Source organism: Streptococcus sp. 2021WUSS109 (genome assembly GCF_044427305.1).
Taxonomy (GTDB): Bacteria; Bacillota; Bacilli; order Lactobacillales; family Streptococcaceae; genus Streptococcus; species Streptococcus suis.
The window spans coordinates 20,884-41,133 of record NZ_JAOTGF010000006.1; the positions used below are offsets into that span (position 1 = coordinate 20,884).

Here is a 20,250-nt window from a genome sequence, read left to right on the forward strand (position 1 = left end):
ATATTTCTATTTCGTATTCAAGAGATTGAAGACCGCCACAGCACTTGCCTTGTCCGCCAAGGCTTTCAATAGAGCCAAACGGTTGGCTTTGACCGCTGCGTCGTCCGCCATAACCATGGTATTGTCGAAGAAGGCCGCGATGACTGGGCTGAGAGCAAAGAGCTTGTCCAAGTTGCCCGCCATGTCTTCCGTCAACTCCAAGCTAGATACTGCTGCAGCAAGGGCTTTCTCCTGCTCATTTTCAAAGAGAGCCTCGTCAATCGCAGTCGCCTCCGCCTTTTCAGCCAAGTTGAAAACCCGCGACAAGTTTTCCACGGCTTCCTTGTAGTCAGCCTCTTTTGATTTTTGGAAAATAGCTGAGCTGGCTGCCAGTTGTAGTCTAACGACAAAGGTTGAGCTAGCAAGCACAGCCTCGCGGATGTCTTTCGGAATGCTCTTATCCATCATCTTCTCTACACGAGCACGGATAAAGTCCATCACAGCTGACTGGTTGTCATAAGTCAAGCTAGCAAAGTTCAAGCTGTAGAGCTCCGCAATCAACTGATCCAATGGAATTTCCCAACCAAAGGCTTCCAAGATTCGAACGATACCCTGTGTCGCACGACGAAGAGCGTAAGGGTCGTTTGAGCCAGAAGGAATCAAACCAACAGAGAAGAAGGATAGGAGGGTATCAAATTTATCAGCCAGTGCCAAGACCGCACCGACCTTGCTCTCAGGCAATTCGCCTTCTGCTGAGTTTGGCAAGTAGTGCTCACGGATTGCCGCTGCCACCGCAGGTTTTTCCCCTGCAAGAAGGGCATACTTCTCACCCATAATCCCTTGCAATTCATCAAACTCACCAACCATGCCTGTCAAGAGGTCAAACTTGTAGATGTCCGCCGCACGCGCCACATCTGCTTTTTCATCCGCAGACAAGCCAGCCAAGTCAGCCAGTTTTTCTGCGATAACCTTGGTACGTGCCATGTGCTCGTAAAGTGAGCCGATTTTCTCATGGAAGGTCACGACTTTGAGGCGTTCCACCAAGTCAGCAATCTTGAGTTTTTGGTCTTCACGCCAGAAGAACTCGCCGTCTTCCAAACGGGCCACCAAGACTTTTTCATTCCCTTTGATGACATTGTCAAGGTACTGGTCATTCCCGTTGCGGACAGAGATGAAGTTTGGCAAGAGTTTGCCAGCCTTATCACGCACCACGAAGTAGCGCTGGTGGTTTTTCATGGAAGTTACCAAAACTTCCTCTGGCACTTCCAAGTATTTGGTGTCAAAAGAACCCATGAAGGCAGTTGGATACTCGACCAGGTTGAGAACTTCATTGAGCAAATCCTCATCAATCTCAACTGTCACATTGTGTTTGTCCTCGATAGCCTTGATTTGCTCGACAATCATATTTTGACGCTCTGCGGGATCAGTGATAACAAACTGTGCACGCAAATCAGCCTCGTAAGAATCTGCACTTGTAATCTCAGTTTCATTTCCAAGGAAACGATGACCACGGCTGATGCGAGCTGATGTAATGTCCAAGAAATCCATATCCAATGCTTCATCGTCCAAGAGAACGGTCAAGGTGTGGACAGGACGGATGTAGGCGAATTTGTTGGACGCCCAGTTCATGCTGACAGGGAAGGTCATAGCCTTCAAGACCTCTGGAATGCCTGCCAAGACTGCCTTAGCTGGCTGACCCGCTTCATGCTTGGTCACGTAGACATACTCTTCACCCTTGATCTCGCGGAATTCGATGTCCGCTGTCGTCAAGCCTTTGCCACGGACAAAGCCTTCTGCAGCTTTAGTGAAGTTCCCGTCTGCATCCAAGGCAATCTTCTTAGCAGGACCCTTGAAATCTTCTGTAAGATCAGTCTGCTGGTCTGCCAAACCACGGACACGAACAGCCAAACGGCGCGGTGTTGAAAAGACATCGATGCTATCAAAAGCCAAGCGATTGTCTGTCAAAAAAGTCGCCATGCGGTCACGCAACTGGTGCATGGATGGGGTTACGATATAAGCAGGAATTTCTTCCAAGCCAAGTTCAACAAGTAAATTCTTTGTCATTATTCTGCGTCCTCCTTCAACAATTCTGCTCGTGTTGCTTCGTCTAAAAGTGGGAAACCGAGTTTCTTCCGCTCTGCCACAAAGGTTTTGGCAACGACACGGGCAAGGTTACGGATACGGGCAATGTAGCCTGCACGCTCGGTTACAGACACAGCTCCACGGGCATCCAACAGGTTAAAGGTGTGAGAGCATTTGAGCACATAGTCGAAAGCTGGGTGAACTAAGCCTTCTTCCAAAGCCCGCTCTGCTTCTTTTTCAAACTTAGTGAAATTTTCAAGGAGCATATCTTGGTCTGATACTTCAAAGGAGTATTTTGAATGCTCATACTCTGGCTGGATGAAGATCTCGCCGTATTTGACACCGTCAGCCCACTCAATATCATAAACGGAGTCAACTTCTTGGATATAGGATGCCAAACGTTCCAAACCATAAGTTACTTCGGCTGTGACTGGACCTGTCGCCAAACCGCCAACCTGTTGGAAGTAGGTAAATTGGGTGATTTCCATCCCATCCAGCCAAACTTCCCAGCCCAGACCAGCAGAACCTGTTGACGGGTTTTCCCAGTTGTCCTCAACGAAACGAATATCATGCTCCAAAGGATTAATCCCCAAACGCTCCAAAGATTCCAAGTAGAGTTCTTGGATGTTAGATGGAGATGGTTTCATAACTACTTGGAATTGGTGGTGTTGATACAAACGGTTTGGGTTTTCTCCGTAACGACCGTCCGCAGGACGACGAGAAGGTTCCACATAAGCCGCATTCCAAGGCTCAGGACCGATAGCACGCAAGAAAGTGTAGGGGCTCATGGTACCCGCACCCTTTTCCGTATCATAAGCCTGCATGAGCAAGCACCCCTGCTCATTCCAAAATTGTTGTAAGGTCAAGATAATCTCTTGAAATGTAAGTTTCTTTGACATATTCTTCCTTCTTTCTTTAATTATAAGTCTTTTAGTTTACTTTTAGTACTAGGCAACGAGCTGCAGGCAGTACTGAGGTACGGCAAAGCGAGTTAACGACGTAATAAAAGATAAACTAGATGACGATGTTCTTGCGACGTGAGCCTTCCTAGCCGATATTGCTAGGAAAGGCGAACTAGTACAGCGTCTAGCTCAGTCGCCCTAGCGATGAGCGTGTGGCAATTCGGCTGAAAGGAGACTATGCCACTGACACTGTGGAAAGTCAACTTTTTAGACATATTTTCCTTCTTTCTATTATATTTCAAAATTGCTAGTTCTCCACACTCGGTATGGTTTCCACAAAAACAGCCTGCTCTGCTTTGTCCATGTAGGAACAGGTCATGGCTTCTAGGTCAATGACCCACTTGTAAATACCTGCTTCTGCTGTTTCTTGACAGAAGGTGAGAAAATCTGTTTGTCCAGCCTGATGATTGCGTAAGATAGTCACAAACTGGTCCAGATTGACTCGGTCCGAAACAGGTATCGTCACTTTATAGCCCTGCTTTTCCAGAGTTTGATCTGCCTTCGAACGATAGACAACCTGACCAGACTGGATGTCCACAGTATTTTCCACCATACCCAAGTCCTTAAAATAGGCAATCAGTTTGGGAAAATCAGGCCCAGTAAACTGTTCATGACCGCGATTGATATTTTCTAAGGTGAACATTGGTCTCCTTTCTTTATAGTAGCTGTCTTTCACCTTGAGATGAAAAACAAGAAATACTCGGTCGGCAGACAAAAAGAACCACATTCTCTTCCCCTGTCAACAGACATAGGGGCGTTGAGAACGCGGTTCCACCCTAATTTATTACTTCATTTGTATGATTCTGATTGAGTCGGACATGGTCACGACTGGGAAAGTGCCAATTATTTCAAGACTGGCTTGGCTTTCACTCTCCCAAGCTCGCTAGACAGGCTTTTGAAACAACCTTCTTTCATGCTTAGTATTGTAGCAGAAAAATCAGCATTTGTCTAGAAAGACCACTATTTATCCGAACACAATCCCACTGACAAATCCTACAAGGCTATTGCAGGCGTATCGCAATCTAGTAGATATTTTTCTGGTACTACTCCCAAGAATTTTTCTGCGTGTTGACTGATAAAATCAAGGGCATTTTCCAAATCTTCTACTCTATCAGAATTGACCAACTCCATGACCAAGAAAGCATTCTTTGTCTCATCCGTAATCATGGTTCGCTCACCATCGCGCCAATTGAAACAGCGACAAACGGCGCCTTTATCATCCTTATAGCAAACTTCACCTGGTAAAGTTGGATTATTGGTTTCATCACCAATGAGATAGAATTCATCCCCACCCTCAGTGACCGTTAGTTGGAGATTTCCTACAAATGTATCTAAATCTTCAGCACCACATGGAAGACCAAAACGTAAACTCGCCGCATTATAAATGTCCACTAATGGAGAAATTGTTGTGACTGGACGGTCACTAGTTGAACGTTTCAAAAGTGCTTCGATACTAGAACGCGCGCCTTTTTTTGTTTTAAATTTTTGATAGGCTTGACGATATGTACGAATGACCTCATTCTCACTAAAGGTATCTTCCGTAAGAAATTTCTGGGCAATTCCGTTGCTTTCTTCCAGTAATTTCACTAACTCATCAGGTGATTGTGCCGGCGTTTTATAATCTTTCAATAATAGAACTCCAATTTTTGCATCTGGAAATAGACTCCAAAAAGATGAATCAACAACAAATTGTGACATATTCTCACTCCTTTTATAGAAAAATCAGCACCCTATGAACATCTTCTAAGACCTAACGACGTTCATAAAATGCTGTTGCATGACTACCCGGTGGCAGTGTTTATTTAATTAAATTTATTGTATAAAAATGCTTTAAATAAGTCAAGGACTATCCAAAATTTGAAAAAACACAACTAAATAACTATCTATGACTAATCTTTCTCGTCAAGAAATCTCCAATAAACTGGATTACGAAGATGATAACTAAAATCAAAAGAGTTGCTAAAAAGGTCACATCATTATTATACCGTAGGTAGCCGTATGATAGCGCAACCTGTCCCAAACCACCTGCTCCGATAGCTCCTGCCATGGCTGTATAGCCAACCAAGGAAACCAGGGCAAATGTCGTCACACGAATCAAGTCAGGCAGACCCTCACGCAGATAGACAAGGACAATATCCCAGAAAGTCGCACCTGATGCCTGAGCCGCTTCAATGACACCACGGTCTAATTCTGACAAGACCACTTCAACCTGACGTGCAAAGAACGGAAAGACTGAAAGGGCGAGCGGCACCAAAGCCGCCTCTGTACCAATGGTTTTTCCAACAATAATTTTTGTCAAAGGAGCAATAGCTGCCAACAAGATAATAAAAGGAATGGCACGGAAGATAGAAGCCACCTTGTCCAAAATCCAATAAACCGTTTTATTGGCAATAACCCCACGTGGACCTGTCAAAACCAAGAATAAACCAGACACCAAGCCCATAAATCCACCAAAAGCAAAGGAAACAAAGGTCATATAGAGGGTCAAATTAAAATGTGTTAACCAACCTGTCTGACCATCCCAGCCCAATTTATAAATATCTGGAAAATTCGTTTGAATCCATTCTAACATCTAATTTGCTCCTTTCAAAATCGTCACTTCCACACGCGCCTCCGTCACTACCTCAATCGCACGGTGCAACTGACCAGGTTCACCTGATAAGATCACCACCATCTCACCGACTGGCGTATGGTCTAAAATTTCAATATTGCCATAAAGAATATTGGCAGATACTTGATAGAATTTATACAAATCATTGACAATCGCCGTATCCGTATTTGAACCAGCATATTTCAATTGAACTAAGATACTGTTCTCAGGCAAATTCTTAACAATATCCTGCTGGTAAATTTTCACCAAGGCCTCATCAATTCCTGTTGCTGTTTTGATGAAATCCTGGGTCAATTCTTCCTTTGGATGAGAGAAGATTTCTAAAACTGAACCTTCTTCGATCAAGCGACCATCCTGCATGACCGCCACACGGTTACAAATGTCTTTTACAATCTGCATCTCATGGGTAATCATAACAATAGTCAAGCCCAATTTTTCATTCAATTCCTGCAAAAGTGCCAAAATCTGCTTAGTTGTTTTCGGATCCAAGGCTGAAGTAGACTCATCAGAAATCAAGATCTTTGGATCATTGGCCAAGGCACGCGCAATGGCAACACGTTGTTTTTGACCACCAGACAACTGAGCTGGATAGTTTTCAGCACGGTCAGAGAGCCCAACCAAGTCCAACAACTTAGCAACTTTTTCTTTCTTCTCTTCCTTGCTCAAACCCGAATGCTTAAGGGCAAAGGCTACGTTTTCTTCTGCCGTCATTTGAGCCATCAGATTGAAATGCTGGAAAATCATGCCGATTTCACGGCGTTTGCTCCGCAATTGAGCTGGGGTAAGTGTGACCTTTTCTCCCTCGTAAATTACATCCTCATCGATAGTAATTTTACCCGCTGTCGGCACCTGCAATAAATTAATCACTCGAACAAGGGTAGATTTCCCTGCTCCAGAATAACCTACGATACCGTAAATATCCCCTTGATTGATATGGATGGTCACATCCTTTACCGCTTCGATGGTCCGTTTTTTCTGCTGGAAAGTTACATCAATATTATCTAGCTTAATCATTTCCTTACTCATAACTTGCAATTAACTCCTCTACTAATTCAACATGGCTATAGTAGTCAGCAATGCTGACATTTTCATCACCTGCATGGTCACGACTGTTGGCATTTCCTAATCCAAATCCTGCAATCGGCACACCTAGAGCATGAAAGACTGTGTGCATGGGGCCTGTCCCCGGTGACGTCGGCAAAACAGCAACTCCTTCTGGTGTCAATTTTTTGGCCAATTCAATCACATTGACAATGGCAGGGTGCGACATATCACTTCGGTAGCTCATCTCTCCTAGAGTGAAGACAACCTCAACTTTGTCAAAACCATGTTTGTCCAAATGCTGTCGAATCTTATCTAATACATCATGTGGCTCCAACCCAGGTACCAGACGAACTTCCATCTTAGCAGAAGCCTGAGCTGGTATGATGGTCTTGACACCTTGACCAAGATAGCCAGTTGACAAGCCTTCAATGGTAATCGATGGCTCAAAATACAAACGCTTCAGAAACTCACGACGATCTTCTACCAAGGTTGGAAGGGTTAGTCCATAAATATCCGTCATAGACTGACTGGTAGCCAGTGCAAATTCTTCCACCAAGGCCAATTCACGCTCATTTGGCTCTTGAACCTGCTCGTAAATGCCATCTACCAGAATTTGCCCATCTGCAGCCCGCATGGATTGAAGTGCTGATAATAAATACCAGCTTGCCGAATCAATGACACCACCATAGGAAGAATGAATATCCAAGTCAGCTGATTTAACCTGAAGATCGAAGGTCACAATTCCCTTATTCCCACCAGCAATTTCTAGCTGATGTAGGCTATTGCGATGCCCCTGCTCCCAGACAAGCAAATCAGCACCAATCAAATGTTCTTTATATTTTGAAAGGTATTTGTCCAAGTCAACAGAAGCTGACTCCTCTGCCCCCTCCATAATAAAAATCACATTGACTGGTAAATGGCCATTCTGTCTAGACTGATATTTTTTCAAGGCCGACAGACGAGCTGTGATATGGCCCTTGTCATCGTCCACCCCGCGACCATAGATATAGCCATCGGAAATGGTCAATTCAAAGGGGTTGCCCTTCTCCCAGACCTGATCGACATCTGCAGGTACTGTATCATAATGATTGTAGAAAATCAATGTTTTCGCATCTGGAACCGAAGCCTCAAACCTAGCCATGACAAAGGGTGCTGCATAACTATCATCCAAAACAACCTCTGCACCAGCTTCTTCAAACATATCTTTCAAGTAAGTCGCCACATCCAGCAAACCAATCTGCTGAGCAAAAATGGATTTCTTTGAAATCAAGACCTTCAACTTTTCAAAATAGGTTTGAATAATCGCATCATTTTCAAATGCTTGAACTTTACTATCTGCCATACTTTCTCCTCATACTCAATGAAAACCAATTAAATCTACTAACCAAAATCAAATATTCTCCCACATTTCTGACTTTGGTTAAGAGATTTTTTCTTATCTCTATAAAAACAGATAGAGGGCTGAACAATTCTGCCCAGTCCTCAACCTATTTACATTTTACCAAACTGGCTCATCCATACCGTCTGAAGTCTCTTCAATAACTTTTTTCACTTCATCCGTGTGGTAGGCTTCGATAATTTTCTTAATCGCTGCTGCTTGCTCTGATTTTTCCCAATCGCTACGAGCTGCAATCAAGTTGTACCACTGTTTTGAATTTTCATCTTTTTGCTCTTTGTAAAGGGCATTTTTGTAATTCAAACCAGCTTCCAATACGAAGGTGTTGTTTACAACTGCTGCATCAACAGAGCTAAGTGAGCTTGCTGTTTGGCTTGCATCCAACTCAGTAATTTTCAAGTTTTTCTTGTTTTCAGTAATATCAGCAATAGTTGCCAATTCTGTACCGGATACACCAACCTTGATCAAACCAGCTGCTTGAAGAAGGTAAAGGGCACGGCTTTCGTTTGTTGGGTCGTTTGGAACCGCAATTTCTGCACCATCTGGAATTTCTTCCACTTTAGTGTACTTATTTTTTCCATCAGCTGTACCTGAGTAAAGACGGATTGGTGCGATATAAGTATCCGCAATAGCAACCAAGTCTTCACCATTTTCTTGATTCCAGTTATTCAAGAAGTTGTAGTGTTGGAAAGCATTGATGTCTACTTCATTTTCAGCAACTGCCTTGTTTGGTTGTGAATAGTCTGTAAATTGAGTGAATTCCAACTTCACTTCGTCCCCGAGAATTTCTTGAACTTTATCCCAACGGGCTTGCTCAGAATCGCTCAAGCTCATCACACCCACACGAACAGTTGTTGCTGAAGAATCGGATGAAGAGCTAGAAGACGAGCTACCACATGCAGCAAGTACACCTACTGATAAAGCAGCTGTTGCCAAACTAAACAATTTTTTTAATTTCATAAAATGATCTCCTTAAATTAGAACTGTATCTATCTTAACACAGAATTTTCTTTCTGACTAATTGACTTTTTTTATAGAAAGTTATAACTTTTCGTTATAACAAATACCCTTGCAATTATAAGTATTGATAATAAAAAGAGGGATACCCCTCTTAAAATATATCTACTAAATACTGAAATAGGTCTCGATGTTGCTTACAATCATTGTGCAAAAATTCTGGATGCCATTGGATACCAAACAAAGCTTGGTTCCCTCTACTTTCATAAGCTTCTATCGTACCATCTCTAGGATCCAAACCTGTCGCCACCAGTCCTGGAGCCAAATCTTTAATACGCTGATGATGGAAGGAATTAATAGGGCTCCCTTGGGTAAACAGTTGACCGATTCGGCTTTTAGGTTTCACTTGTAAACGATGGGATGTCCCCGCAATACCTTCTTGCCAATGATGAGCCACCTCTTGTTCCAAGCTTCCACCTAGAGCAACATTCAGCAACTGCATCCCTCGGCAGACTGCAAAAATCGGTTTTCCCTGATGAAGGGCTTCCTCAATCAAAGCCAGTTCAAATTCATCCCGTTCCAAGAGGTAATCATTACTATCAATCAAGCGCTCTTGCCCGTATAGACTGGGGTCTACATGCTGACCGCCTGATAAAATCAACTTATCAATCATGTTGATATAGTCCTTGGCTAAGTCAGGAGTTCCCATAGGAATAACCATTGGTACACCACCTGCCTGACGCACACCATCTGCCAATTCACTCGCAACGGTTACATAAGTTCTACCAGATTTAGTTGGAAATTCTTGCTCGTTTCCTGAAATTCCAATGATAACTTTTCCCATAAAAAGCCCCTTTCTTTCATTTTTTCCATTGTAGCATGGCTACCTAGCCCTGTCTAATATAGAAGTTTTATGGCTTGATAAAAAATAACTATCAGAACTACCTATAAACAATTGCTCACAAACAAGAGTTTGCCTTTAGCAGTTTCATAGATAAAATCTATACCACGCTTAGTAAAAAACTATACTGGAGCCAGCATAAAAAAGTCAAGCTTGATAAACAGGCGTTTTTTCAAGCTTTTATATAGAAGAAATATCAAAAAAGTAGCTCTCTTTCAATTTGTTATAGTCAAAAGTTATAACTCCCTCTAATTTTTTACAATTATACAAGAGTCGTTTTTTCTGTTAGGATAGGGGCATAGAAATATTTTGGAGGAAAAATCATGACTACTACTATTATCGGCTTCCCACGTATCGGAGAACACCGTGAGTTAAAATTTATCACTGAAAAATACTTTAGAAATGAAATTCCACAAGAAGAACTTTTGGAAGCAGCTAAAGACCTACGTGCTAAGCACTGGAATATTGTTAAAGAAGCAGGCATTACTGAAATCCCAAGCAACGACTTCTCCCACTATGACAATGTTTTGGATGCAGCTGTTCTCTTCAACATCGTACCTAAAGCAGTACAGAACCTTGACTTGACTGACCTTGAAAAATACTTCGCTCTTGCACGTGGTTATCAAGGAGAAAAAGGGGACGTTCGTGCTAGACCGATGAAAAAATGGTTCAACACCAACTACCACTATATCGTTCCAGCTATTGAAAAAGATACAGAAATCAAACTAGCCGGTCATAAGATTTTCGATGAATTCCAAGAAGCAAAGAACTTGGGCATCACAACTCGTCCAGTTTTGATTGGTCCATTCACACTCTTACAATTAACTGATTTTGAAGAAGGTTTAACTGCTACTAATTTCGCTGATAGCTTAGTTGCAGCCTACGGACAAGTCTTTGAGAAATTGGCAGAGCTTGGTGCTGAAAAAATCCAGCTGGACGAACCGAGCTTGGTCAAGGATTTGACTGCTGAAGAAAAAGCCCTTTTCCTACGTATCTACCAAACACTCTTGGCAGATAAGAAAGGTTTGCAAGTTCTCATCCAAACCTACTTCGGTGATGTTCGTGATATTTACACAGAATTGACCAGCCTACCAGTTGATGCCATCGGTCTTGACTTTGTAGAAGGTAAAGAAACTGCTGCACTTGTTGCGACAGGTTTCCCAGCTAACAAGACCCTCTACGCTGGTATCGTCAACGGTAAAAATATCTGGCGCAACAACTACGAAAAGAGCCTGGCTGTTTTGGATGCTATTCCAGCTGAAAATGTCGTTATAACAACTTCTTGTTCCCTTCTTCATGTGCCTTTCACAACAGCAAATGAAGAATTTGAACCAGCTATCCTCAACCACTTTGCCTTTGCAGTTGAAAAATTGAGCGAGTTGCGTGACTTGGATGCTATTCGTAATGGTCAAGGCGAAGTTGCTCTCACAGCTAACAAGGAACTCTTCGCCCTTGAGCGTGTTGGTCGTGATGCAGCCCTTGCAGACTGTCTTGCAGGACTGACAGACGCTGACTATACACGCCTACCAGTCTTTGCAGAGCGTGAAGCCATTCAACGCGAGAAGCTAAACTTACCACTTCTTCCAACAACAACGATTGGCTCTTTCCCTCAAACCAAAGAAATTCGTAGCACACGCTTAGCTTTCCGTAAAGGAAATATCTCAGAAGAAGAATACGATGCATTTGTCAAAACTCAAACAGATGAGTGGATTGCATGGCAAGAAGAAGTTGACTTCGATGTCTTAGTTCACGGTGAGTTTGAACGAAACGACATGGTAGAATACTTCGGCGAAAACCTGTCTGGCTACCTCTTCAGTAAGAACGGTTGGGTACAATCATACGGTATGCGTGGGGTAAAACCACCAATCATCTGGGGTGATGTAACACGCTTGAACCCAATTACTGTCAAATGGTCTAGCTATGCTCAAAGCCGTACCAACAAACCAGTTAAAGGTATGTTGACAGGTCCTGTAACCATCCTCAACTGGTCATTCCCACGTGAAGATATTTCTATCAAAGAATCAACCCTTCAAATTGCTCTTGCTATCAAGGAAGAAGTTCTTGACCTTGAAGCAGCTGGAATTAAGATTATCCAAATCGATGAAGCAGCCCTTCGTGAAAAACTACCACTCCGTCGTAGCGACTGGTACAGCGAATATCTTGATTGGGCAATCCCCGCCTTCCGTTTAGTACACTCAACTGTTGCACCAGATACACAAATCCACACTCACATGTGCTATAGCGAATTTACAGACATCATTCCTGCCATCGACAATATGGATGCGGACGTTATCTCCTTTGAAGCCAGCCGTTCAAATCTTGTTATCCTAGATGAACTCAAGGCTAAAAACTTCCAAACTCAGGTAGGTCCTGGTGTCTATGACATCCACTCTCCACGTGTCCCTGCCGTTGATGAAATTGCACACACTATTCAAGCCATCCTTGCCAAAGTACCGAAAGAAAAAGTTTGGATTAACCCAGACTGCGGACTCAAGACTCGTGGCGAATCAGAAACAAAAGCTAGTCTTATCCACTTGACTCAAGCAGCTAAGGCAGCCAGAAAGGAACTCTAATTTATGATTGGTCAAGCCCCAAGTCTCTCATTTGAAATTTTTCCTCCAAAACCAGCAGTAGGCAATGAAAAGATTATCCAAACTCTCGATGAGATGCAAGGTTTGGCCCCTCATTTTATCAGTGTTACATGCAGCAATAACAATTTGAACGTAGAAGAGACGACTGTCAAGTTGGCTAACCATGTTCGCAATGAATTGCATATTCCAACTATCGCACATTTGCCAGCTGCTTACTTGACAAAAGAAAAGGTCCGATTCGTTCTTCATTCTCTCGATGAAATTGGTGTGCATCAGATTTTAGCACTTCGTGGCGATATCATTGAAGGTCTTCCCCCTAAAGAGGACTTCCAGTATGCAACTGACTTGATTTCCTTTATCAAGGAAGAAGCCCCACATTTTGACATTATTGGAGCCTGTTATCCAGAAGTACATCCAGAATCACCAAATTCTGTCTCAGACATCAAAAATTTGAAAAAGAAAGTTGATGCCGGTTGCTCAACCTTGGTAACTCAACTCTTCTTCGATAACGAAGCATTTTATAACTTTCAGGAGAAATGTTCTCTAGCAGACATCGAAGTGCCTATTATCGCAGGTATTATGCCTATCATCAACAGGTATCAGGCACTTCGACTCTTGAAAACCTGTGAGAATATCCGCCTCCCTCGTAAATTCAAGGCCATCTTGGAAAAATACGAGCACAATCCTGAATCTCTACGCGCAGCTGGCCTAGCTTATGCCGTTGATCAGATTGTCGATTTGGTAACCAATGATGTCGCAGGTGTTCATCTTTATACCATGAACAATGCCGAAACGGCCCGCACCATCCATCAAGCAACTCATTCGCTATTCAAACATTATAGTTAGAAAACTCCCCCTGAGCCCAAGCTCAGGGGTTATTCTATGCCCTGTGACTCCCAAAGACTATTTCACCCCATCATGACATTTATCCAGCAGATGTCTAGGTATGAGACATCTTGCTTACAATAACGAACAGCCATTTAAAATACAGTCACAAGGAGTAAAAATGGCACTAAGAGGAGACAGAGAAGCGACGAAATGGAAAAAATAAACTCCATCCGTTTGCAATTTACAACATTCAAGACAGTATTTTATTAACTGAAACTCAATAAAAATCAAAAATAGCAAGTCTAAGCTACTTATAACATGTGAAACCTTAATTTATAAGTTTGAGTTGAGGATTGTGGATTTCAAGTAGCTGTTTTCTTCTAAAAAAATAACAAAATCGAAACGCTCCATATCCACTTGGAGTGGTAGGTGGCTATTTTTGATTTTAAATGAGTATGAATCACATTGATTCCCATATATTTTAATCGTAAGTCATAACCACCCGTGAAAACGGGTGGCTTGTACACCGGCTATAAGCCGTTTCTCTCCAGCGACGTCTAAAGACGTTCGCTGAACTTCGTTCAGGTTAGTGCTATAATTACTTGACTAATGCCCGTAACAACGGGCTTTTATCTTGTTCTAAAACTGCCATCTGAAAATGGATCTTCATACTCTTTGACATTCAAGAATCAAGTGCAATGTCATTTTTCTCCTGCTCGCGAATGTATTTCGCAACTGTCTTTTCGTTCAGCCCAACGGTACTAACATAGTAGCCTCTAGCCCAAAACTTTCGATTTCCATACTTATATTTCAAATTAGCGTGTTTATCAAATATCATTAGAGCACTTTTACTTTTCAAATATCCCATAAAATCGGAAATCGAAAGTTTTGGGGGTATCAAGACAAGCATATGAATATGGTCTGGCATCATGTGTCCCTCAATAATCTCCACGCCTTTGTATCGACATAGATGACGGAAAATATCAATTAAGTCCTGCCTTATTTTGTAGTAAATGGATTTTCTACGGTACTTAGTTGTGAAAACTATGTGATATTTGCACATCCATTTGGTATGTGATAAACTGTAACTGGTTTTAGCCATTTCTTTTTCCTCCTTTATCTAACCTGAACAATTAGATTATATCAGGAAAAAGAAATGGAAGCTCAAAGCCTTGTCAGCCACCAGCATAGCTGGTGGTTTTCTTGTTTTTCTCTACGAGAAAAACTGGCTCGAAGCCATAATAAAAAAACTGACCTTCAAATGAAGATTAGTTCAAGGATAATAAACAGATTACAAGATAGCTAGAATGATGAAATTCAGAATAAATAGTACTGTAGCACCCCAAAGGATTGGATGAATTTCTGTAGCCTTACCTGTTGATACTTTCACCAAGCAATAGAAGATAAAGGCTGCTGCAATACCGTATGAGATTGAGAAGCAAAGCGCCATGAAGAAGGCTGCAAAGAAGGCTGGAAGAGCATCTTCGAATTGGCTCCAATCCACATCTAGGAATGATGAAACCATCATAACACCGACAATAATCAAAGCTGGAGCTGTTGCCGCTGATGGTACAATACCGATAAATGGCAAGATAAGAATTGAAAGAAGGAAGAGAACCGCTGTTGTAACAGCTGTCAGACCAGTACGACCACCTGCTGAGATACCTGCAGCAGACTCAACATAGGTTGTGGTATTTGAAGTACCAAATAGGGCACCGATTGAAGTACCAATCGCATCTGCAAAGAGCGCCTTGTCCATCTTAGAGTTAAAGCCTGTACCATTTTCGAGAGCTTTCTCATCTTCTTCTGAGAAAATACCAGTCTTACGACCTGTACCGATAAAGGTACCAAGTGTGTCAAAGGTATCTGACAAGCTGAATGCAAAGATAGTCATCAAAACAAGTGGTAGACGGCTTGAATCAGCAAAGAGCGAAGATAGACCACCAAAAGCTGCTAAGAAAGTCGTACCAAGCTCCGCAAAGGCTGTACCGATATTGTTGTTTGCAAAATCAATTGTAGACAGATCCACAACACCTGCTGGAATTCCAGCTACAGTCGTTGCAATAATACCAATCAAAATTGCACCACGCACGTTCTTAATAACCAAAACAGCTGTCAAAAGAAGACCGAACACTGTCAAGAGAACACTTGGATTAGTAAAGGTTGAAATACCAGGTACGACACCACCACCAGCAAAAACTGAGAAAACACCGTTTGAGAATGTTTCTGCTGTTGCATCTGCCGGAGCAACACCATTTACAGTAATAATATCTGAACCAGATGTCAAGAAGGTGATTAAATTAGAGTTTTTAAAACCAAGATAGGCAACGAATACACCGATACCACCACCGATGGCATGTTGTAAACTAACTGGAATCGCCTTGATAATACTCTTACGAACCTTTGTAACTGTGATAAAAACGTTAAACAAACCGCAAAGGAAAACCATTGCCAAAGCTTCTTGCCAAGTAAAACCAAGACCAATAACCACTGTATAGGTAAAGAAGGCATTCAACCCCATACCTGGTGCCAAGGCGTAAGGTACGTTAGCAAATAATCCCATAACAAGCGTTGAAACTGCACTGGCAATTATTGTAGCCAAGAAAACAGCCTGTGTTGGCATTCCAGCAACACTTAACACACTAGGGTTAACAAACAAGATATAGGACATGGCAAAGAAAGTCGTAAGGCCTGCTATAATTTCTGTCGAAACCGTCGTTCCATGTTCTTTCAATTTAAAAAATTGATCCATTTTTTCATTTCTCCTTTTAATTTACGAACGATGAAAACATTATAATCAAAAAATATTCTAATTTCAAGTTTTTTAATCTTGAAAACGTTATTTTATTGATTTTTAACTTGAAATATCCGTAAATTCCGAACGTTATAAACTTGCAAAAAATCTATACAAAATTACTTGCTTCTTTGCTTTTATTATCTCCTTTTGTTATACTGGAAGTTATTAGTTCAAGATATGGTTACCTACAAGTACTATTCTTTGACGCATAAAACAATTTCTCAGCAATCTAGCTACTACCTAAACACTATTCACTATTAAAACTAGTATAACAACTCTAGAAAGGAATGCTATTAAATATGAAGAAAAAAATCATAGCTATCGATTTGGACGGCACATTGCTCAATAATGATAGCCAATTATCTGATTATACCATCTCAACTATAAAGAAGGTCCGCCAAGCAGGACACACCGTTCTTATCGCCACAGGTCGCCCCTATCGAATGGCTGAAAAATTTTACCAACAACTAGAACTGGATACTCCCATGATTAATTTCAACGGTTCTTTAGTTCACATCCCTGGAAAGAAATGGCAATGGGAACAAAATATTTTAATCGACAAAAAATACCTACTCGAATTTCTAAAAGAAGAAGAAACATTCGAGGCAGATTTTATTGCTGGTGAATACAAGAATAAATTCTACATCACTCAAAACAACTTAGATAAGATTGATCCTGCTCTGATGGGGGTTGAACAGATTACTCCAGATACACTCATCAAACCTGAATTAATCACTAGTGATCCTCATTCCATCCTTATGCAGACTCGTGCAACTGATAAGTACGAACTTGCAAAAGAAATGAATGCCTATTTCAAAGATGAGTTAGAAATCAATACGTGGGGTGGACCATTAAATATCCTCGAAACTTGTGCAAAAGGTGTCAATAAGGCAACCGCTCTGAGCTATGTTCTTAACCTCTACCAAGCCTCTCCTAGCGACTTAATTGCCTTCGGCGATGAGCACAACGATGTTGAGATGCTAGACCTAGCAGGAACAGCCTATGCCATGAAAAATTGTAGCGATACACTTCGTCCACATGCCGACAGATTGACAGCATTTGCTAATTTTGAAGATGGTGTCGCACGTGAACTAGAAAACCTATTTTTATAGACTTCAAAAAACCTGATAAACTGTCAGGTTTTTGTCATATTCGTTGCATATTTTTATCACTTTTCTGAAACACGATTATGAAAAGTTTCGGAAATATTTTGCGCTTTTAACACAAACCTACTTGACAAATGTACTGAAAACGTTTTATAATGGTATAGTTCGAACATGAAAGCCCATTCAATGGTTTTTACATGAACAAGAAAAATTTAGGAGGATCAATAATGAGTATTGGAATCATTATTGCAAGTCATGGCGAATTTGCTGCTGGTATTCATCAGTCAGGTTCAATGATCTTTGGCGAACAAGAAAAAGTACAAGTTGTTACTTTTATGCCAAGTGAAGGTCCAGATGATTTATACGCTAAGCTAAATGCTGCCGTGGACGCATTCGATGCCGATGATGAAGTTTTGGTTTTGGCTGACCTTTGGAGTGGTTCACCATTCAACCAAGCGAGCCGTGTAGCTGGTGAAAATCCAGATCGTAAGTTTGCTATCATCACTGGTCTAAACTTGCCAATGCTTATCCAAGCTTACACAGAGCGTATGATTAACGCTGCTGCTGGCGTGGAAGAAGTTGCGGCAAACATTATCAAGGAAGCAAAAGATGGTATCAAAGTTCTTCCAGAAGAACTTCAACCAGCTGAAGCTGCTCCTGTTGCCGATGCTGCTCCTGTTGCACTACAAGGTGCTATCCCTCCAGGTACTGTTATCGGTGATGGCAAGTTGAAAATCAACTTAGCCCGTATCGACACTCGTCTCTTGCACGGTCAAGTGGCGACTGGTTGGACTCCTGCTTCCAAAGCAGATCGTATCATCGTTGCATCAGATACAGTTGCCAAAGATGAATTGCGTAAACAACTCATCAAACAAGCTGCACCTGGTAACGTAAAAGCGAACGTTGTCCCAATCAAGAAATTGATTGAGGTTTCTAAAGACCCTCGATTCGGTAACACTCACGCCTTGATTCTTTTCGAAACTCCTCAAGAAGCTCTTGAAGCAATTGAAGGTGGTGTTGAAATCAAAGAATTGAACGTTGGTTCTATGGCTCACTCAACTGGTAAAACAATGGTTAACAACGTATTGTCAATGGACAAAGATGACGTTGCAACCTTTGAAAAATTGCGTGACCTTGGCGTTGAATTTGATGTGCGTAAAGTACCAAACGATTCGAAGAAAGACTTGTTTGAACTTATCAACAAGGCAAACGTTCAATAAATCGATCTGTTAGTATAGAAAGGATTACAACATGTCAGATATTACACTTATTTCTGCAATTCTCGTTGTCATCGTTGCCTTCTTCGCTGGTCTTGAAGGTATCCTTGACGAATTCCAATTCCATCAACCATTGGTAGCTTGTACCCTTATCGGTCTTGTAACTGGTAACTTGGCTGCAGGTGTTATGCTTGGTGGTTCTCTACAAATGATTGCACTTGGTTGGGCAAACATTGGTGCAGCTGTTGCTCCTGACGCTGCTCTTGCTTCTGTAGCTGCTGCAATCATCATGATCAAAGGTGGCGACTTCTCAACTGAAGGTATTGCCGTTGCAACAACAACTGCTATCCCTCTTGCCGTAGCTGGTCTTTTCCTTACAATGATCGTTCGTACTATCTCAGTCGGTCTTGTACACGGTGCTGACAATGCTGCTAAAGATGCAAACTTCGCTGCTGTAGAACGTTACCACTTGTTTGCTCTTCTCCTTCAAGGTTTGCGTATCGCAATTCCTGCGGCTCTTCTTCTTGCAATTCCTGCCGAAGCTGTTCAAGCAGTTCTTGAATCTATGCCAGCTTGGTTGTCAGGTGGTATGGCCGTTGGTGGTGGTATGGTTGTTGCCGTAGGTTATGCTATGGTTATCAACATGATGGCAACTCGTGAAGTATGGCCATTCTTCGCACTTGGTTTTGCATTTGCTGCTATCAGTAAATTGACACTTATCGCACTTGGTGTTATCGGTGTTGCAATCGCGCTTATCTACCTCAACTTGTCAAAACAAGGCGGATCAGGTAACGGTGGTGCTTCATCTAACGACCCAATCGGCGACATCCTTGAAGACTACTAAGAGAAGGGAGATTCATCATGTCAGAAAAAATTCAACTTTCCGTAAGCGATCGTAAAAAAGTTTGGTGGCGTTCAACCTTCCTTCAAGGTTCATGGAACTATGAGCGTATGCAAAACTTAGGTTGGGCTTATGCAATGATCCCAGCTATCAAAAAACTTTACACTAAAAAAGAAGATCAAGCTGCTGCTCTTGAGCGCCACTTGGAATTCTTCAACACACACCCATACGTTGCTTCACCAATCCTTGGTGTAACTCTTGCCCTTGAAGAAGAGCGTGCTAATGGTGCTGAAATCGATGACACAGCTATCCAAGGTGTGAAAATCGGTATGATGGGACCTCTTGCTGGTATCGGTGACCCAGTCTTCTGGTTTACTGTTCGTCCAATCCTTGGTGCTCTTGGTGCTTCACTTGCACAATCTGGGAATATCATGGGACCAATCATCTTCTTCCTTGGTTGGAACGCAATCCGTATGGCCTTCCTATGGTACACACAAGAATTTGGTTACAAAGCTGGTAGCGAAATCACTAAAGACATGTCTGGTGGTATCCTTCAAGACATCACTAAAGGTGCTTCAATCCTTGGTATGTTCATCCTTGCCGTTCTTGTTCAACGCTGGGTATCTATTACTTTCGCTGTAAATCTTCCTGCTAAACAATTGTCAGAAGGTGCTTACATCGTCTTCCCAGAAGGTACTGTTACTGGTGCTGAGTTGAAAGGTATTCTTGGTCAAGCTCTTAGCGGACTTAGCCTTGAACCAACTCAAGCTCAAACATTACAAGGTCAGTTGGACAGCTTGATTCCTGGTTTGATGGGACTTCTCCTTACTTTCCTCTGCATGCACTTGCTTAAGAAGAAAGTAACACCAATCACAATGATTATCGGTCTCTTCATCGTAGGTATTCTTGCTCGTTTCTTCAACATTATGTAATCAAGG

General features: G+C 42.0%; 16 protein-coding genes and 1 pseudogene. 6 read left to right on the plus strand and 11 right to left on the minus strand.

Translation table 11 applies throughout. From position 1 onward, the window contains the following. Positions 1-6: 6 nt before the first annotated feature. The 9 genes from glyS to ODU37_RS03315 all read right to left on the minus strand — a co-directional run bounded on the left by glyS (position 7) and on the right by ODU37_RS03315 (position 9,875). Positions 7-2,043: a glycine--tRNA ligase subunit beta gene (glyS, locus tag ODU37_RS03275; RefSeq protein WP_249562352.1), complete on the minus strand. Its 2,037-nt coding sequence runs from the start codon at positions 2,041-2,043 to the stop codon at positions 7-9. Further along, positions 2,043-2,960 (minus strand): glycine--tRNA ligase subunit alpha, encoded by a 918-nt coding sequence (gene glyQ, locus ODU37_RS03280; RefSeq protein WP_002939388.1) that lies wholly within the window; start codon positions 2,958-2,960, stop codon positions 2,043-2,045. Before glyQ ends, glyS begins: the two co-directional genes overlap by 1 nt. 310 nt (positions 2,961-3,270) lie before the next feature. Further along, positions 3,271-3,750, minus strand: coding sequence for a DUF1398 domain-containing protein (locus ODU37_RS03285; protein WP_079398345.1), 480 nt, complete (start codon positions 3,748-3,750; stop codon positions 3,271-3,273). Between the two features lie 266 nt (positions 3,751-4,016). Next, a complete protein-coding gene (locus tag ODU37_RS03290) occupies positions 4,017-4,721 on the minus strand; it encodes a B3/4 domain-containing protein (protein ID WP_105095577.1) in 705 nt (234 codons plus the stop codon). Positions 4,722-4,902: 181 nt separating this feature from the next. Beyond that, positions 4,903-5,595: a methionine ABC transporter permease gene (locus ODU37_RS03295; RefSeq protein ID WP_014638544.1), complete on the minus strand. Its 693-nt coding sequence runs from the start codon at positions 5,593-5,595 to the stop codon at positions 4,903-4,905. Beyond that, positions 5,596-6,660 (minus strand): methionine ABC transporter ATP-binding protein, encoded by a 1,065-nt coding sequence (locus ODU37_RS03300; protein ID WP_029751733.1) that lies wholly within the window; start codon positions 6,658-6,660, stop codon positions 5,596-5,598. It abuts the gene before it with no gap. Beyond that, positions 6,653-8,020 carry a M20/M25/M40 family metallo-hydrolase gene (locus ODU37_RS03305; RefSeq protein WP_105142197.1) on the minus strand — a complete coding sequence of 456 codons (1,368 nt, stop codon included), beginning with the start codon at positions 8,018-8,020 and terminating at the stop codon, positions 6,653-6,655. The genes ODU37_RS03300 and ODU37_RS03305 overlap by 8 nt, the downstream gene beginning before the upstream one ends. Positions 8,021-8,176: 156 nt before the next feature. Next, positions 8,177-9,034, minus strand: coding sequence for a MetQ/NlpA family ABC transporter substrate-binding protein (locus ODU37_RS03310; RefSeq protein WP_105142196.1), 858 nt, complete (start codon positions 9,032-9,034; stop codon positions 8,177-8,179). 151 nt (positions 9,035-9,185) lie between these two features. Beyond that, complete coding sequence (locus ODU37_RS03315) at positions 9,186-9,875, minus strand: gamma-glutamyl-gamma-aminobutyrate hydrolase family protein (protein WP_105142195.1); 690 nt, start codon at positions 9,873-9,875, stop codon at positions 9,186-9,188. Between the two features lie 380 nt (positions 9,876-10,255). Here ODU37_RS03315 and metE point away from each other — a divergent pair, with 380 nt between their 5' ends. Together metE and metF are read left to right on the plus strand one after the other, a co-directional pair. Beyond that, on the plus strand, positions 10,256-12,505 hold the full coding sequence (gene metE / locus ODU37_RS03320) for a 5-methyltetrahydropteroyltriglutamate--homocysteine S-methyltransferase (RefSeq protein WP_024414518.1): 2,250 nt from the start codon (positions 10,256-10,258) through the stop codon (positions 12,503-12,505). 3 nt (positions 12,506-12,508) lie between these two features. Continuing rightward, complete coding sequence (gene metF / locus ODU37_RS03325; protein ID WP_105158594.1) at positions 12,509-13,369, plus strand: methylenetetrahydrofolate reductase [NAD(P)H]; 861 nt, start codon at positions 12,509-12,511, stop codon at positions 13,367-13,369. A 611-nt stretch (positions 13,370-13,980) separates the two neighbouring features. Here metF and tnpA read toward each other — a convergent pair. Both tnpA and ODU37_RS03335 read right to left on the minus strand, forming a co-directional pair. Continuing rightward, positions 13,981-14,453: pseudogene (gene tnpA / locus ODU37_RS03330) on the minus strand (IS200/IS605 family transposase). Between the two features lie 189 nt (positions 14,454-14,642). Next, positions 14,643-16,103 carry an NCS2 family permease gene (locus ODU37_RS03335; RefSeq protein WP_249562351.1) on the minus strand — a complete coding sequence of 487 codons (1,461 nt, stop codon included), beginning with the start codon at positions 16,101-16,103 and terminating at the stop codon, positions 14,643-14,645. A 344-nt stretch (positions 16,104-16,447) separates the two neighbouring features. On the opposite strand from ODU37_RS03335, the gene ODU37_RS03340 reads away from it, so the two are divergent. The 4 genes from ODU37_RS03340 (at position 16,448) to ODU37_RS03355 (ending at position 20,244) form a co-directional block, all read left to right on the plus strand. After that, positions 16,448-17,260: a Cof-type HAD-IIB family hydrolase gene (locus tag ODU37_RS03340; RefSeq protein WP_172005460.1), complete on the plus strand. Its 813-nt coding sequence runs from the start codon at positions 16,448-16,450 to the stop codon at positions 17,258-17,260. Between the two features lie 221 nt (positions 17,261-17,481). Next, the gene (locus tag ODU37_RS03345; protein ID WP_012775315.1) at positions 17,482-18,474 is read left to right on the plus strand and encodes a PTS sugar transporter subunit IIB; all 993 of its coding nucleotides are present in this window, start codon (positions 17,482-17,484) and stop codon (positions 18,472-18,474) included. Between the two features lie 31 nt (positions 18,475-18,505). Beyond that, positions 18,506-19,315: a PTS mannose/fructose/sorbose transporter subunit IIC gene (locus ODU37_RS03350; protein WP_044758915.1), complete on the plus strand. Its 810-nt coding sequence runs from the start codon at positions 18,506-18,508 to the stop codon at positions 19,313-19,315. Positions 19,316-19,332: 17 nt separating this feature from the next. Continuing rightward, on the plus strand, positions 19,333-20,244 hold the full coding sequence (locus tag ODU37_RS03355; RefSeq protein WP_024408274.1) for a PTS system mannose/fructose/sorbose family transporter subunit IID: 912 nt from the start codon (positions 19,333-19,335) through the stop codon (positions 20,242-20,244). Positions 20,245-20,250 lie beyond the last annotated feature (6 nt).